Source organism: Thiomicrorhabdus chilensis DSM 12352, from assembly GCF_000483485.1.
Taxonomy (GTDB): domain Bacteria; phylum Pseudomonadota; class Gammaproteobacteria; order Thiomicrospirales; family Thiomicrospiraceae; genus Thiomicrorhabdus; species Thiomicrorhabdus chilensis.
In genome coordinates this window covers 477,466-494,190 of record NZ_KI519609.1, presented here as the reverse complement: position 1 = coordinate 494,190, position 16,725 = coordinate 477,466, and the positions used below count along the sequence as shown (strand labels likewise).

Annotated in this window: 12 protein-coding genes; 9 read left to right on the top strand and 3 right to left on the bottom strand. The window is 50.7% G+C overall.

Annotated elements, in window-relative coordinates; genetic code table 11:
- Positions 1-17 precede the first annotated feature (17 nt).
- The 3 genes from B076_RS0102340 to B076_RS0102330 all read left to right on the top strand — a co-directional run bounded on the left by B076_RS0102340 (position 18) and on the right by B076_RS0102330 (position 3,688).
- On the top strand, positions 18-1,205 hold the full coding sequence (locus B076_RS0102340) for a class I SAM-dependent methyltransferase (protein WP_028485887.1): 1,188 nt from the start codon (positions 18-20) through the stop codon (positions 1,203-1,205).
- Between the two features lie 26 nt (positions 1,206-1,231).
- On the top strand, positions 1,232-2,041 hold the full coding sequence (locus B076_RS0102335; protein WP_028485886.1) for an undecaprenyl-diphosphate phosphatase: 810 nt from the start codon (positions 1,232-1,234) through the stop codon (positions 2,039-2,041).
- 162 nt (positions 2,042-2,203) lie between these two features.
- A complete protein-coding gene (locus B076_RS0102330) occupies positions 2,204-3,688 on the top strand; it encodes a bifunctional ADP-dependent NAD(P)H-hydrate dehydratase/NAD(P)H-hydrate epimerase (protein WP_028485885.1) in 1,485 nt (494 codons plus the stop codon).
- A 73-nt stretch (positions 3,689-3,761) separates the two neighbouring features.
- Here B076_RS0102330 and B076_RS0102325 read toward each other — a convergent pair whose 3' ends face one another.
- The gene (locus tag B076_RS0102325; RefSeq protein ID WP_028485884.1) at positions 3,762-4,868 is read right to left on the bottom strand and encodes a 5-(carboxyamino)imidazole ribonucleotide synthase; all 1,107 of its coding nucleotides are present in this window, start codon (positions 4,866-4,868) and stop codon (positions 3,762-3,764) included.
- A 90-nt stretch (positions 4,869-4,958) separates the two neighbouring features.
- Positions 4,959-5,471, bottom strand: a complete 513-nt coding sequence (gene purE, locus B076_RS0102320; protein WP_028485883.1) for a 5-(carboxyamino)imidazole ribonucleotide mutase — start codon at positions 5,469-5,471, stop codon at positions 4,959-4,961.
- 220 nt (positions 5,472-5,691) lie between these two features.
- On the opposite strand from purE, the gene B076_RS0102315 reads away from it, so the two are divergent.
- The gene (locus B076_RS0102315; RefSeq protein ID WP_028485882.1) at positions 5,692-6,588 is read left to right on the top strand and encodes a phosphate/phosphite/phosphonate ABC transporter substrate-binding protein; all 897 of its coding nucleotides are present in this window, start codon (positions 5,692-5,694) and stop codon (positions 6,586-6,588) included.
- Positions 6,589-6,658: 70 nt separating this feature from the next.
- Entirely contained in the window at positions 6,659-9,064 is a 2,406-nt protein-coding gene (locus B076_RS11875; RefSeq protein ID WP_084205683.1) for an EAL domain-containing protein, read from the top strand.
- A 43-nt stretch (positions 9,065-9,107) separates the two neighbouring features.
- Here B076_RS11875 and B076_RS0102305 read toward each other — a convergent pair whose 3' ends face one another.
- Entirely contained in the window at positions 9,108-10,919 is a 1,812-nt protein-coding gene (locus B076_RS0102305; protein ID WP_084205682.1) for a GGDEF domain-containing protein, read from the bottom strand.
- A gap of 303 nt (positions 10,920-11,222) precedes the next feature.
- Between B076_RS0102305 and metK the strand changes: the two genes are divergently transcribed.
- The 4 genes from metK (at position 11,223) to B076_RS11870 (ending at position 16,672) form a co-directional block, all read left to right on the top strand.
- Positions 11,223-12,383 (top strand): methionine adenosyltransferase, encoded by a 1,161-nt coding sequence (gene metK / locus B076_RS0102295; RefSeq protein WP_028485880.1) that lies wholly within the window; start codon positions 11,223-11,225, stop codon positions 12,381-12,383.
- A gap of 107 nt (positions 12,384-12,490) precedes the next feature.
- Positions 12,491-13,345 carry a methylenetetrahydrofolate reductase [NAD(P)H] gene (gene metF, locus B076_RS0102290; RefSeq protein ID WP_028485879.1) on the top strand — a complete coding sequence of 285 codons (855 nt, stop codon included), beginning with the start codon at positions 12,491-12,493 and terminating at the stop codon, positions 13,343-13,345.
- Between the two features lie 65 nt (positions 13,346-13,410).
- Positions 13,411-14,148 carry a 16S rRNA (uracil(1498)-N(3))-methyltransferase gene (locus B076_RS0102285; protein WP_028485878.1) on the top strand — a complete coding sequence of 246 codons (738 nt, stop codon included), beginning with the start codon at positions 13,411-13,413 and terminating at the stop codon, positions 14,146-14,148.
- Between the two features lie 115 nt (positions 14,149-14,263).
- Positions 14,264-16,672, top strand: coding sequence for a transporter substrate-binding domain-containing diguanylate cyclase (locus B076_RS11870; RefSeq protein ID WP_084205681.1), 2,409 nt, complete (start codon positions 14,264-14,266; stop codon positions 16,670-16,672).
- The last annotated feature ends 53 nt before the right edge of the window (positions 16,673-16,725 follow it).

Sequence of the window (16,725 nt, the reverse complement as noted above, 5' to 3'; positions counted from 1 at the left end):
CCTTACGAAGTAATCCTATGAAAGCCAAGCACTCTTTGCCGGAACCCTCTGACGAGGCCAAACAGCACAGCACCCAGCTCAGCCACAAAATTCAACGCAGCCTGCGTCGTCACCCACACATGACGTTTCCGCAATTCATGGAGATGGCGCTCTACACGCCCGGCCTGGGTTACTACGCCAGCGGGCTGCCCAAAATCGGCGACCAGGGTGACTTTATTACCGCCCCGGAAATCTCCCCGATTTTCTCGCGCTGCATCGCCCATCAAGTGCAACAGGTGCTGCAACAACTCGACACCCCCAATATCCTCGAGTTTGGCGCAGGGCAAGGTACCATGGCCAAAGACATACTGCTGGAACTGCAAACTCTGCAACAGCCAGTGGAGCACTATTTCATCATCGAACTCAGCGCCGATTTGCGCGCACGCCAACAGGCCAACTTGGAGCAAGCCCTGCCACCGGAATGGTTTGCAAAAGTCGTATGGTTGGATCGCCTGCCGGAACAGCCGATTTCGGCTATGGTGGTGGCCAATGAAGTGCTTGACGCCATGCCGTTTGAACGCCTTCGCATCGAACCGGAACAAGCTTTGCGCGGCTATGTCACCTTCAATGAAAGCACCCAGCAGTTCGAATGGGACTACCAAAAAATCACCGACAAACCCCTGCAGAAGTTTGCCAACCAACTGATCGAACACATCGGAGAGGTTTCCGACCTGGGCTACGAAACCGAAATCAACCTCAACATCCAGCCCTGGTTACAATCGGTCAGCGATTCGCTCACACAAGGTGCGATTCTGCTGATCGATTACGGTTACACCCGCCACGAATACTACCAGCCGGCACGCGTCATGGGCACCTTGCGCTGCCACTATCAGCACCGCGCGCACAGCAACCCGTTCTTCTACCCGGGACTGCAGGACATCACCGCCCATGTCGACTTTACCGCCGTGGCGGAAGCCGCCTACGACAGCGGGTTGAAGGTAGCCGGCTTCACCACCCAAGCGCATTTCCTGATGGCCACAGGCCTGCTGGAAATGTCGTCTGATGCGGATGCACCGATAACCGAACAGATCCGCATCGCCCAACAACTCAAAACCCTGACCCTGCCGAACGAGATGGGAGAAACCTTCAAGGTGATGGCATTGAGCAAACAATTGGATGTTAAACTGATGGGCTTCAAGATGCGCGATTTACGCCATCAACTTTAACGCAACAAACGGAATAGACAGAAAAAATGGAACCGATGTTAGACTGGCTGCAAATCACCTTATTGGCCCTGATTCAGGGGCTGACCGAATTCTTGCCGATTTCCAGCTCCGGACATCTGATCCTAATGCCTAACCTCTTCGGTTGGCCGGATCAGGGCTTGGCGTTTGACGTGGCGGTGCACATCGGCACCCTGTCTGCGGTCATGCTCTATTTTCGCCGCGACATCTGGTTGATGGCGCGCGACTGGTCAGGCTCTCTGACCACCCGCCAACCCACATCCAACAGCCGACTGGCTTGGTGGGTCATTTTCGCGACGATTCCGGCGGTGCTGTTCGGCCTGTTCCTCAACAACGGTCTGGAAGAAGCCTTGCGCAATCCATTGATCATCGCGGCCACCACCATCGGTTTTGGGGTTCTGCTGTGGTGGTCGGACATCAAGGGCCAGCAAATCAGGGATGAATACAGCCTGAGTTTCAAAGACATCATGATTATCGGGATTGCCCAGGCGCTGGCTTTGATTCCGGGCACATCGCGCTCCGGCATCACCATTACCGCCGCACTGATGCTGGGACTGACCCGAGAGGCCGCCGCACGTTTCTCGTTTCTGCTCTCCATCCCCATCATCCTCGGAGCAGGTCTGCTTAAAACCAAGGATCTGATTGAAAGCACGCACACGGTACAATGGGAGGCGATGATCGGCGGCACAGTGATCTCGGCGGTCAGTGCCTATATCGTGATTTCGGTCTTCCTTAAATGGATCAACCGCATCGGCATGGCCCCGTTTGCCTGGTACCGTTTTGCGTTGGGTGCGTTGCTGATTTACCTGTTCATCTAACCACGACATCGAGCACCACTGCATAACGGCTTGTGAATCACGACGGCTAGGTTCACAATAATTGTTAAATGCACGGCAGCGCATCGGCGAGACCAGGCCTGCTCATTTTGCAAAGACGTTTTTTTGATCCATTTCAAAACTTAAAACGGACGGAACCCCCAGATGATTGACTTTCACACAGCTCAACAAAGCCAAGCCATTGACCGTTTTGCCATCGAAACCGCCGGCATTCCCGGTCTGCTACTGATGAAAAGAGCAGGCCTGTTCACTTTCCAGACCCTGCAAAACCACTTTCCCAAAGCCAAACGATTGCTGGTCTTGTGCGGCAGCGGCAATAATGGCGGAGACGGATTGATTGTGGCGCAGTTTGCCCTTTTGGCCGGCTTGGAAGTCAAACTCGTCATGACAGGCCTGCCAAAAAACCTAAAAAACGAGGCCCTGCTCGCTTATCAGGAACTGGTTCAACTGGGCATTGAGCCCAGCGCCTTCGATACAAAGTTATGTGAGGAGTGCGATCTGATTATCGACGCCCTCTTCGGCATCGGCCTGGACCGTGAAATCACCGGCATCACAGCCGACTGGATCAAACAGGTCAACGCCAGCGGCAAACCGGTCATCTCCATCGACCTGCCTAGCGGGCTGCACGCCGATACCGGCCGTGTTTTAGGCGTTGCCGTTCAGGCCACACACACCTGCACCTTCCTCACCCGGAAACCCGGTTTATACCAATTCGAGGGCAGTGATTTTGCCGGAAAAGTCCATTTCAGCACCCTTTTTCTGGATCGAGACATTCTCAACACGCAACCGGCCATCGCCCATAACCACAGCCTGAAAGAGTGGCTTAAAGAACTGCCTTTACGCCGTAAAAACAGCCACAAAGGTTCCGCTGGAAGCCTTTGCCTGATCGGCGGCGACCGACACATGATGGGCGCAATCCAAATGGCCGGACTGGCCAGCCTCAAAGTTGGAACCGGACTGGTCAAAGTGATTACCCATCCAGAGCATGGCATCGCCTTGACTCAAGCCCTGCCCGAATTGATGTGCTATCCGCCGGAGGCTCTGGACGACGTCGCATTGAACACCCGAGTTATCGCTATCGGCCCCGGATTGGGGCTGAACGACTGGGGACGGCAACTTTTCACACAGACAGTGGAATCGCCAGAGTTCCATTCAAAAGCCAAAGTCATGGATGCCGATGCGCTGAAATGGTTGGCGCAGTTTCCACAAAAACAAGACAACTGGGTACTGACCCCGCATCCGGGAGAAGCGGCGACTTTACTGGACTGCACCACCCAGGAGGTTCAGCAGGACCGCTTTTCAGCCATCAAAACCTTGCAGCAAAAATACGGCGGCGTGGTGGTATTGAAAGGCAATGGCACCCTGGTGTATGACGGCAAAAACATGGAACTGTGTCTGGCCGGAAATCCGGGCATGGCAGTGGGAGGAATGGGCGACATTCTCACCGGCACGATCGGCGGATTGATCGCTCAAGGTTTGCCGCTATTCAGTGCCGCATGTCTAGGCGTTTCCCTGCACGCCCACGCCGGTGACATTCTCGCCCAACAAAAAGGCCAACTCAGTCTATTGCCGACTGAGCTGGCCTCGATTTTAAGTCAACTGCTGACTTATGCGGATTCTAGAAGTTAAAAACTTAAACCCGTTCACTTCTGCCAAACAAGGCGTTCCACAGGCCTGGCGAAAATTATCGCCCGCCGCTGACCTACTTGGGAAGAAAAGCTTCGAATTTCTTGAACATCTCAAACAACTGCTCTTCATTTTCGGCAATCACATTGATGTGCCCTAATTTACGTCCGCTGCGTTCCGCTTTGTCATACAAATGCAAAAAGGCGTTCGGCGTTTTCAACACCGTTTCCACCGGGCCGGTTTCACCGATGATATTAATCATCGCCGCCATCGGTTGACGCGGTGTGGTCGCTCCCAAGGGCAGTCCGGTAATCGCGCGAATGTGATTTTCAAATTGGCTGGTCAAAGCGCCTTCAATCGTCCAGTGTCCGGAATTATGCACGCGAGGTGCCATTTCATTGGCCACCAGGCCCTCTTCGGTTTCAAACAGCTCCAGCGTCAGAACACCAACATGGTCCAATTCATCCAACAGGCTGTGCATATAAGACTCGGCCTGTTGCTGTATGTCATCCGAAATATCGCGGGCGGGGGCAATGGTGTAACGCAGTATTCCGTCATGATGCACATTCTGCACCAGCGGATAATAGACGTGCTCGTTGTCGGCGTTACGCACCGCCACAATCGACAGCTCGCGTTTGAAATCGACAAAGCCTTCCAGAATCAATTCCCGATTGCCGATTTCCGACCAGGCCTGCTCAATTTGCTCTTCGCTTTTCAGCACGAACTGGCCTTTGCCGTCATAACCTTCCGTGGTGGTTTTCAATACCGCCGGCAAACCGATTTCCGTCACCGCCACCTTCAAACTGTCTAAAGAATCCACCACCTGATAAGGGGCGCAAGGGATGTTCAACTGATCGAACATGCCTTTTTCGCGCCCTCGGTGCTGGGAGACAAACAGTGACTTTTCTGCCGGGAACACCGGGGTGGTTTTGGCGATTTCGCGCACCCTGTCCACATCGGTATTTTCGCTTTCATAGGTGATCACATCGGCAAACGCCACCAGCGTCTGCAAGCTGTCGACATCATCCGCTTGCTTATACATGTGCCCAAGCAGAGCCGACGGCTCGTCGTCACTGCTTCCATAAAACCCAAACTTCTGTCCTAAAGGGTAGCCGGCAATCGCCAACATGCGGCCCAACTGGCCGGCTCCCAATACACCAATGCGTTTTGTAAACGGGGTCATCCCACTCTCTCCAAACAAAAAAACCGTAGCGGACTATTCTAACAAAAAACAGCCCGACTACGGTTTTGAAATCGATTTATGTCTATGCGTTTATTCGGCGCGCGGATCCGGGTTTTCCAATACCGTTTGCGTTTGCGCACGACGGAAGGCATTGACCGCTTCGCGAATCTCAGGGTTATGATTGCCGACAATCTGCGCCGCCATAATGCCGGCATTCTTCGCCCCGGCTTCGCCAATCGCCAAAGTTCCGACCGGCACCCCGCCCGGCATCTGCACGATCGACAGCAAGGAATCCTGACCGCTTAACGCCTTGGATTTAACTGGCACACCCAGAACCGGCACCACGGTTTTTGCCGCCACCATGCCCGGAAGATGCGCCGCACCGCCTGCGCCGGCAATAATCACTTCAAGACCTCGTCCTTCTGCCTGTTCGGCATAGTCAAACATCAGATCCGGAGTGCGGTGCGCGGAAACCACCTTAACTTCATAAGGCACCTTGAACTGCTCCAACATCTCAACCGCGTGTTGCATGGTCGGCCAATCTGACTTGGAACCCATAATTACGCCCACCAGACACTGACCGGGCTGAATTGCTTGCGTCATATTCGTACTCTGAATTTTAGAAAAGCTGGTGATATTACACTCAATAATCAAGTTATTCAATAACTTAAGATAAAATAATTTAAACAGACCCTAGAATACAAACACTAATTTTAGTTCACACATAGAAAACCACTCTGATAGAATGCTTTTTTATCGTTTATTCATTATACGTACTCAAGTTCATTGGCAAAATATACAGCTTAAGGAAGCATTTACATCTATGCAACGTCTACTTTTGGTGCTTTTTATCGGCATTCAATCATTATTGACAGGCTGTAGCTCAAAATCGGAGGCCGACCACTCACCGGTGTTCATCGAACCCACGGAGACGGTTCACGAATACACGTTTGCCGTTCACCCTCTGCACAATCCGGTACGCTTGTTTGAAGTCTTCAATCCTTTGATGCAATATTTGAATCAACACATTGCAGACGCACATTTCAAAATCGAAGCCTCTCGTAATTACCAGGCCTTTGACAACAAACTCAAACATGAAGCGGTCGAGTTCGCTTTACCCAACCCCTACCAAACCCTGATTGCCATCGAACATAACTACCGGGTCATCGCCAAAATGGCGGATGATGAACAATTCAAAGGCATTATTCTGGTTCGTAAAGACAGTTTTATCAAACAACCCAGCGACCTAAAAGGCCGCGCCATCAGCTACCCCGCCCCCACGGCTTTAGCGGCAACCATGCTGCCTCAGGATTTTTTACATAAACACGGTGTGAACATCCAAAAAGACGTCGACAACCGATACGTGGGCTCGCAAGAATCCTCAATCATGAACGTCTATCGAGGCAATACCGCCGCAGGCGCAACCTGGCCACCACCTTGGAAAGCCCTTTCCGAAGAACGCCCGCAATTGAAAAACGAGCTGAAGGTGATTTGGCAAACCCAACACCTGGTCAATAACAGCATAGTGGCACGAAAAGATGTGCCTGAAGCTTTGACTCAGCAAGTACGCGAGTTGCTGGCCAACCTGCACACCACCCAGGAAGGGCGAGAAATCCTCGCAAAAATGCACCTTTCACGTTACGAACTGGCCGACAACCAGAGTTATCAAACGGTTAAAGACTTCATCGAACAATTCGGTCAAACCGTACGCCCACTATGATTTTAGACAAAAACCAGGCGGTGATGAGCGCCCTTGTCACCCGCAGACTATTTGAACTACAGGACAACCGATGCTGAAGCTTTTTTACCATAACTCGATCAAACGCAAACTGATCTATGGCATTGCCGCGGTTCACGCCGTGCTCATGAGCATTTTCATCTACGACCTGGTTTCGCGCCAGCAGAGTTTTCTGATTGCCGAATCGCAAGCCGCCACCACCGGCATCGCCAAGACTCTGGCCGCCAACAGCATCCCTTGGGTACTGTCCAATGACGTGGCCGGACTTGAAGAAATCATCACCTCTCAATCGCAGCAATCCAACGTGAAATTTGCCATGGTGCTCGACCCGAGAGGAAAAATTCTCGCCTATTTCAATGTCGATGCCCCCAACGACAAAAAATCCGCACAGTTCACTGATATAGAGCGCAGGCTTTCAAATCCAAAAGAACTGATCACCTTCTTCGATAACGATCAGGTCATCGATGTGGCCGCCCCGATTCTGGTCAACGACACCTTGATCGGCTGGGCCAGAGTGCAAATGAGCCGTAAAAACATCTCCAACAGCATTCAATTCATCACCCATGAAGGCCTGATCTATACCCTGTTCGCCATTCTCATCGGCACCCTGTTTGCATGGATCATGGGCAACAACCTCACCAAAGGCATTTACCTGCTGATTAACGCCACTCAGCGGGTTAGAGCCGGAGAACGCGGCGTTAAAATCGAATTGAACCGCCATGATGAACTTGAAAAATTGGCACTCAACTTTCAATCCATGCTCTTGGATCTGGAGGCCAATGAGAAGGCGCTTTACGCCGAAAAAGAACGTGCGGAAATCACTTTGAAATCGATTGGCGACGGCGTCATCACCACCGACAACCAAGGAAAAGTCACCTATTTAAACCCGGTTTCAGAACGGCTCACTGGATGGAGTAATTGCGCCGCAAAAGGCCAGCCTATCGAAGAGGTGTTCCGAATTTTTCATGAACGCACCATGGAGCCGGCGGTCAACCCGGCCTTGCACAGCATGAAAACCCGAAAAATCATTGGCCTGGCCAATCACACCGTGCTCATCAGCCGTAATGGAGAACAGATCTCAATCGAAGACTCCGGGGCACCGATTATCGACAATCAAAATGAAGTCATCGGCTCGGTTCTGGTCTTTCATGACGCCACCGAAGCTCGCAAACTGCAAGAACGTCTTACCTGGCAGGCGACCCATGACAGCCTGACTGGACTCAAAAACCGCCAAGCCTTTGAAAACCGCCTTGATGAACTAATCGACAACGCCGGTCAAGAACAGGGCCGACAACACAGCCTGATCTACATCGATCTGGATCAGTTCAAAATCGTCAATGATACCGTCGGCCATTCCGCGGGGGATCAGCTGCTCAAACAGGTCGCCACCATTCTCGAACAGCAAATTCGCGATTCCGACCTACTCGCCAGATTGGGCGGCGACGAATTTGCGGTACTACTTGATAATTGCTCGACTGAAAACGCCGAAACCATTGCAGAGAAAATCCGTAAACAGGTCTCCGACTACCGCTTTACCTGGGAAAATCGAATTTTTGAAATCGGCGCAAGTATCGGCATCACCAACATTACAGGCATCACCAGCAAAGCCAGCATCATGAGCCAAGCCGACATGGCCTGCTACTTAGCCAAAGACCATGGCCGCAATCGCATTCACATTTATCGCGAAGACGACCAAACCCTCGCCAAAGAGTTTTCACAACTGGACTGGGTCACAAAAATCAACCAAGCCATTGAAAACAAAAATTTTGTCTTATTTGCCCAAAAAATCGAAAACCTACAGAACACACGCCGCCAAAGCGCCTATGAAATCCTGGTTCGTCTGCAGACGGAAGACGGCAAACTGATTGGCCCAGACCAGTTTCTACCGGCAGCCGAACGCTTCAACCTGATGAGCAAACTGGATATCTACATCATTCAGCATGCATTTGCGTGGATCAGAGAAAAACACGATCAGATCGAAATACTTAACATCAATGTTTCCGGACAATCCCTGGACAATACCCAGTTCAACAATAGCTTGCTCCAGATCCTGGAAGAAAATGAAGATCTAAACTCCAAAATCTGCTTTGAAATCACCGAAACAGCCGCCATCACCCACATGTCGGCCAGCATCTCATTTTTACACAGCATCAAAAACCACGGCTGTCAGTTGGCGCTCGACGATTTCGGTTCCGGCTTTTCTTCTTTCAGCTGGCTAAAAACCCTGCCGGTGGATTATGTGAAAATTGACGGTAGCTTCATACTCGACGTATTGAGTGACCCGGTAGATGCCGCTATGGTCAAGGCCATTCACACAATCAGCCAGGAAATGAACATTCAATCGATTGCAGAATTTGTTGAAACGCAGGAAGTGGCGGACTGGCTCAAAGAGGTCGGAATCGACTACGCACAAGGTTATCATTTCCATAAACCCTGTGCACTGGAATCAGTCCTCTGAAGCCCAGTTAAATGAATCCACCGCCGTTAAAAACAAAGTGGTTTTATAAACATTTTTTGTCAAGTTTAGCCGAATCAATCACCGCATAATTGTCGCCACCAAGTGATTTCGCTTTCTTTTTTGCCTGGGTGGCGTAGGACGTCAACATTTGCTGATGGGTGAAGACTTCCGGCGACACCAGCAGCACCCCCAATGACAGGCTGATCATCGGAAACAGACGCTCCTGACCTTCGCGATCCACAGCTAAAATCCCACCTCTCTGCTGGTCTTCGGGGCTGTAATGCCCGGGAACCAATTCTCTGAACTCTTTGAGAATCCCCTCGCAAATGGTTCGGTATTTTTTGACCCTTGGAGAGATCACGATAAAATCATCCCCGCCAATATGGCCGATAAAATCGGTACTCTCTTTGGTATGGTGGTGCAAGATGGTCGACATGCAACGGATAATCTCATCGCCCTTTTCAAAACTGTAAAAATCGTTAAAGGGTTTGAAGTGATCCATATCAATGTAAATCACCATAAAATCAACTTTGCGATCCAAAAATGAGCAGATCATGTTCTGAATCGGCACATTGCCCGGCAAGCCTGACAAAGGATTGGCATATTGCGCACTTTGCACTTTCAAGTCGGTCATCGCCCTCAACAGGTCGATAAAACAACCACAGCCTTGATAATCGCCGTCTTTGGTTATGACAAACATGTCGCCCCGGTGACTGCCGTCATACTCGGTGATCATACGACTCAAATCCACCAAAGGCGTTTTCACATCAATCACAATGGGAGACTTATCCATGATTTTTCTGATGGGTTTGCGATGATGCAGATCCCGTCCATAGGGTTTTGCATATAAATTCATCAACTCGCGACGCCAAACCATGCCCACAACGCGGCCCTTGTCCACAACAGGCAAACAATCCAGTTCCGTTTCCCGCAATAACAGTTCGGACACTTCTGGCACCGGCATATCGGAACTGATACTTAATATCTGTCGCACCAGACAGGCTGCAGTCTCATTTTGCTGAAGTTCGCTTACCTCACTCTGCGACCATTCAAAATCCATCTGCAAAGAAGGGTGCGGTTGAGGTTTTTTAAAAAGAAAACCCTGCACATAATCCACCCCGATTTTTTCAAGGGCGTGTAAGGTCTCTTTATCTTCAACACCTTCGGCAATCACCTGGGTATTCAAACCTTTTGCCAAAGCACAGATGGTCTCGATAAAACGCTGTTTATCCTTGTTTTTGGGTAAATCAAATACAAAATGTTTGTCGATTTTGACAAAATCGGGTTTCACTTCCGACCAGATGCGCAAACCGTTGTAACCGCCACCCAAATCATCGATCGCCACTTTAAAGCCCATCTTGCGATAATGGTTGATCGACTGGATAAAAACCTCAAAATCTTCGACCGGTTGCAGCTCGGTGATTTCAATCACCACTTGGGAGACATCAATGCCCAAATTCTCAAGGCATTCCAGTGTCTGACTGCGACGATGGCTGCTCTGCATCAACGCATTGACGGTGACATTCACAAACAGGTATTCGCTATTGCCGCACTGATGGTAATGCTCAATCGCCACCTGCCGCGCCAACAGATCCATCTCGAATAGACAGCCGTGTTCTTCGGCAACATGAAACAGGTGCAGCGGGCGATGCAGAGGGGAGTTTTCCGGACCGCGGGTCAAAGCTTCAAAACCAAAAATACGACGTTTCTTCAGGTCAACAATCGGCTGATACACCGGAGTCAGGTTTTTGAGGCTCAGAATCGACAAGAGCTCTCGCCCCAAAGAGCTGTCAGACAACTGCGTTTTCAAACGGTCATGAACCGTTAACACCTCTAATTGACTGCACTCCACCATATAATTATTCCTGTCGATTAGGCTTTTTAAATAGAGTCGAAATTCTATCCACACCAAGTTTCAAATAGCTGACATCCAGATGACAGTTTTATTAAGGAAGCTCTGATTGAATCAGTTTGGATTCTGGCAAACCTTCAAATCGAATTTGACTAGATGAAAAAAAATGAGATAATTGAAAGTTAGCGCCGATTTGAATTTCAGCTTGCGGGCGCATTAAAAGTACGGCTAAAGCGAGGAAACACTTTATTCCCGCCGATTTTTCCGTACCTCGTAATAACTTAAACCTTCTTTCGAGGAACAGACATGACTAAAACCACAGTATTCACTTCCGAATCCGTATCCGAAGGCCACCCAGATAAAATCGCCGATCAAATCTCCGATGCGATGCTGGACGCCATTTTGCAACAAGACCCCAAAGCACGCGTTGCCTGTGAGACTTTCGTTAAAACCGGCATGGTTCTGATTGGTGGCGAAATCACCACCGAAGCCTGGGTTGACCAGGAAGAGCTTGTGCGCAAAGTCGTCAAGGAGATCGGTTACGATCATGGCGACCTGGGCTTTGACGGCGAAACCTGTGCGGTACTGTCGTCAATTGGTAAGCAGTCTCCAGAAATCGCCATGGGCGTCGATGAATACGCCGACCACGAACAAGGAGCTGGAGACCAGGGATTGATGTTCGGTTACGCCTCAAACGAAACCGAAGTGCTGATGCCTGCTCCAATCTACTATGCTCACCGCCTAATGGAGCGCCAGGCGCATGTCAGGAAATCCGGCCTGCTTTCCTGGCTGAGACCGGACGCCAAAAGCCAAGTCACGCTGCGCTACGAAAACGGCCAGCCGGTTGCGATTGATGCTGTCGTGCTCTCCACCCAGCACAACCCGGAAATTGATACCGACACCTTGCGTGAAGCGGTCATGGACGAAATCATCAAGCCGATTCTGCCTGAAGAATGGCTGCACAAGGACACCTTGTTCCACATCAACCCGACTGGACGTTTTGTCATCGGCGGTCCGGTAGGCGATGCGGGCTTGACCGGCCGTAAAATCATTGTCGACACCTACGGCGGCATGGCACGTCACGGCGGCGGAGCCTTTTCAGGAAAAGACCCATCCAAAGTGGACCGTTCGGCGGCCTACGCCGGGCGTTATGTCGCCAAAAACATTGTTGCGGCCGGCTTGGCGGACAAATGTGAGATCCAGGTTTCTTACGCAATCGGCGTGGCCGAGCCGACCTCGATCAGCATTGAAACCTTCGGCACAGAAAAGGTCGCCATCGAATTGATTGAAGACCTCGTCAAAACCCACTTTGACCTGCGCCCTAAAGGCCTGATCAGCATGCTCGACCTGTATCGTCCAATCTATCAAAAAACCGCCTCTTACGGTCACTTCGGGCGTGAACTTCCGGAGTTCAGCTGGGAGAGAACCGATAAGGCGGACGCACTCAGAGCGGATGCCGGGCTTTAAGCCTGATCGCAGGGAAAATCACTGGCAAAAGCCGAATTCATCAATCAAATTTAAATCAAAACCACCAGGCCTGGTGGTTTTAAATCGCTGAAAACCAAGGTTATACCATGAAGTCTCAACAAAAATATGCGCAAAAATTAAGTCTGGAGTTTTTCCCTCCTAGAACCGAACAAGGCATGGAGAAACTCAAAACCGTAATTTCCGGCTATGGCGACATTCAACCCGAATACATGTCCGTTACCTACGGGGCCGGCGGCACCACTCAGGAACGCACCCTGGAAACCGTGCGTTACATTCAGGAACAGACCGAACACGATGCGGCTCCCCATTTAACCTGCGTGGGCACGACCCGCGAAGGCCTAATGGAATTACTCGATACCTATGAGAAAATGGGCATCAAACGCATTGTCGCGCTACGCGGTGACTTGCCTTCCGGCATGATGGATCCGGGCGAATTCAAATACGCCAGCGATCTGGTCGCCTTCATCAAACAAGAAAAAGGCGACACCTTTCATCTGGAAGTTGCGGCCTACCCGGAAACCCACCCGCAAGCGCGCAATTGTGACATCGGCATCAAGTGGTTCAAACACAAGGTTGAACAGGGTGCCGATTCGGCCATAACCCAGTATTTTTACAATGTCGACAGCTATCTCTACTTTATCGACAACTGCGAGCGCAACGGCATCGACTTACCGATTGTGCCGGGCATCATGCCCATCACCAATTACGAAAACCTGATCCGTTTTTCAGAAGGCTGCGGGGCGGAAGTCCCCCGCTGGTTGAAATGCCGCCTGGAAAGTTTTGAGGACGACAAAGCCAGCTTGGTTGCGTTTGGGCAAGATGTGGTCACCGAGCTTTCACAACGCCTGCTCGACGCCGGCGCGCCTGGTATCCATTTCTACAGCATGAACCAGCTTGAACCGACCATCAGCATCGCTAAGGCTTTGACCTTTAAAGGGTGATGCTAAGGAACCTCTGATTCAATCAGAGACTCCCTAAGCAAGCGTTTAAATTAGAAGGAGTTTTCATGCGCATTCCACGTTTCTATCTGCCGGGTGAATACCAACCTCAACAGGTTATGACTCTGCACAAAGAACAGGTGCATTACGCCTTGAATGTTTTGCGTTTGAAAAACCAGCACCCGGTCGAGGTTTTCAACGGTCAAGGTCTGCAAGCCTCTGCCACCCTGATAGTGACTGGCCGCCGCAGTGCCGATCTGTGCATTGAAAATCTCAGTCAACCGCAAAACGAATCGCCTCTGCACAGCGTGCTGGTGCAAAGCATCTCACGCGGAGATCGCATGGACTATACGCTGCAAAAAGCGGTGGAACTCGGTGTCACTCAAATTCAACCCATCTTTTCGGAACGCTGCGAAGTCAAACTCAGTGGCGACAAACTTGAAAAACGTCGTGCCCAATGGCAAGCCATGGTCATCAGTGCCTGCGAACAAAGCGGACGTTGCACAGTGCCCGAAATCCTGCCTATCCAAACCTATTCAGACTGGTTGAGCAGTCTGCCGCAACCCGTTTTCGGGCTGGTGCTTGACCCCTACGCCAGCGATACGTTGCAAACACTTCAACCACCCAAAACGGACAGGCCTGTTCATTTACTGATTGGTCCTGAAGGCGGGCTCAGCACAGCGGAAGTCGAACAAGCGGTCAACCAGGGACTGACTCCGATCAAGCTAGGCCCGCGTATCCTGCGCACCGAAACCGCCGGCCCTGCCATACTCGCAGGCCTGCAAATCCTCTGGGGAGACTGGTAAGCATTCCTGCTTACCCTCAAAAATCAATCGGTTATACCAAAATAACCCACCCGTAACCATTAAAAATGGCTATAATTCACCTTAAATAATTAACTGCTTGCACTGACCTTAATCAATGGCCAATTCCGCACTGCTCAAATTCTTAATGGTGACGCTGCTTTTCATACAGACCGCCATGGCAATCGCCCCCTCTGCCAGCGCTTCTGAAAAGCCCTCAACAGAATCCCCTTCTCTCGAACACGTGACCCTTCAACTCAAATGGCTGCACCAGTTTCAGTTTGCCGGTTACTACGCCGCCAAGATGAAAGGTTATTATGCCGATGAAGGGCTGGATGTCACCATCAAACCCCGAGACACCTTTAAAAACAATATCCGTCAGGTACTCGACGGTGAGGCGCAATACGGCATTGCCGACAGCATCCTGCTGCTTTACCAGGCTCGTAATGAACCGGCGGTGATTGTCGCCCCGATTTTTCAGCATTCCCCTCAGGTCTTCATCACGCTGGAATCCAGCGGAATCAACAGCCCTTACGACCTGCAGGACAAGGATGTGGCCTTTTACCAAAAAGACACCGACGGCTTTTCGCTCTTAGCCATGCTCGAACAGATCGGCGTCAAACCAAAATTCAACCGGGTTAAAATCGGTTCGGACCTTGACATGCTGGCACGCGGGGAAGTGGGAGCCTATCCCGCCTATCTCTCCAATGAACCTTTTCTGCTGCAACAACAGGGCATCGACATCAACATTATCCGCCCGATGAACTACGGTATCGATTTCTACGGCGACATGCTTTTCACCAACCAAACCGAAGCGACTGAGCACCCCGATCGGGTTGAACGCTTCCGCCGCGCCAGCATTCGCGGCTGGCAGTACGCGCTACAACATAAACGTGAACTGGTGGAATACATCAAACACACCTTGGGAAGCAACAAATCGTTGGAACACCTGTTGTTTGAAGCGGAGGTGATTGAGCGGGTCATTTCACCGCAACTGATACCCATCGGACAATTGGATGAAGGTCGCCTCCAGTACATGCAAAACCTGTTCGTCAAACACGGTTTGATAGACAAAAAGTTCTCATTGAGAGAAGGCATTTATCGCCCGGAAAAACTGCAAATCACTTATTCTCAGAAAGAGCTGGAATGGATGCGCGAGCACCCGGTGGTAAAGGTAGCGGTGGACAAGGCTTGGGAACCGATTGAGTTTGTCGATGACAAGGGCAAATTCACCGGCATTGCTGCAGGCTACCTGAATTACTTAAGCCAAAAAACCGGTATCCATTTCCAACCCGCCCAAGAACTGGAGTGGTCGGAAGCGGTCATGCAAATGAAAAACGGGCAGCTTGACATGTATTCCGCGGTGGTCAATACCCAAGAAAGGCGTGATTACGTCAACTTCACGCAAGCCTACTTAAAGTTCCCGATGGTCATTGCCACCCAACGCGATGAAGCCTTTATCAGCGATATGGCACAAATCAAATACCAACCGGTCGCAGTGGTGGAAGATTACGCCTCGCACGAAAACCTGCGCAAATTCTATCCCGACATCCCGCTGGTTTTGGTCCAAACGGTGCTTGAAGGTTTGGAAGCCGTATCACAAGGCAAAGCCTACGCCTATATCGACAATATTGCCGTCATCAGCCATACCATCAAACAGGAAAACTTCTCCAATCTACAAATCTCAGGGGAAACCCCCTTCCGGGCCGACATCACCATGGCGGTGAGAAAAGATTGGCCGGAACTCCATAGCATTCTTGAGAAAACACTGTCTGGTATGGACGAGAATACCAAAAACCGTTTGACTCATCCGTGGCTACAAGTGGCCTATAAGACCGAAGTGGAGTGGAAAACACTGGCCGCAATACTGGTTCCAATGGCGTTGATATTATTGATCACCACCCTCTACAACCGTCGTTTGAGCCAGCTCAATAAAAACCTGACGCAAACCCAAATCCAACTGACCGAATCCAATCACAAGTTGGAAAACCTGTCGGTGACCGATCACCTGACCGGCGTTTACAACCGCAGCTACATCGACCAAACCCTAATCAGGGAAAGCAAACGCGCCAACCGCAACGAAACCACTCTCAGCATGATTTTGATCGATTTGGATGACTTCAAACAGGTCAATGACATCTACGGCCATCTAAGCGGTGACCAGGTCTTGTGCCAGACCTCAAACTGGATTCAATCGCACATTCGCGAGACCGACACCTTCGGGCGCTGGGGTGGTGAAGAGTTTATCGTCATCTGCCCGGACACCGAGCTGGATCAAGCCGTCGGCCTTGGCGAAAAGCTCCGTCAGGGCATTGAAGAGCAGAAATTTCCGGATGGAATCAAACTCACCTTAAGCATGGGCGTCTCCCAATACCTAATCGACGAAGCCATCAATAAATGGATTTCCAGAACCGACCAATCGCTCTATCTGGCGAAACACCAAGGCAAAAACCAGGTCGTCAGCTGTCGCGACCTGATACAGGATCGTGATTCCAGCTCTTTTCCGCCGGTTGATTTGATTCAATAAGTTTTGCCCAGCTCGACTTTCTGCGCGTTATAATAGTTCTCAATTAGATTTAA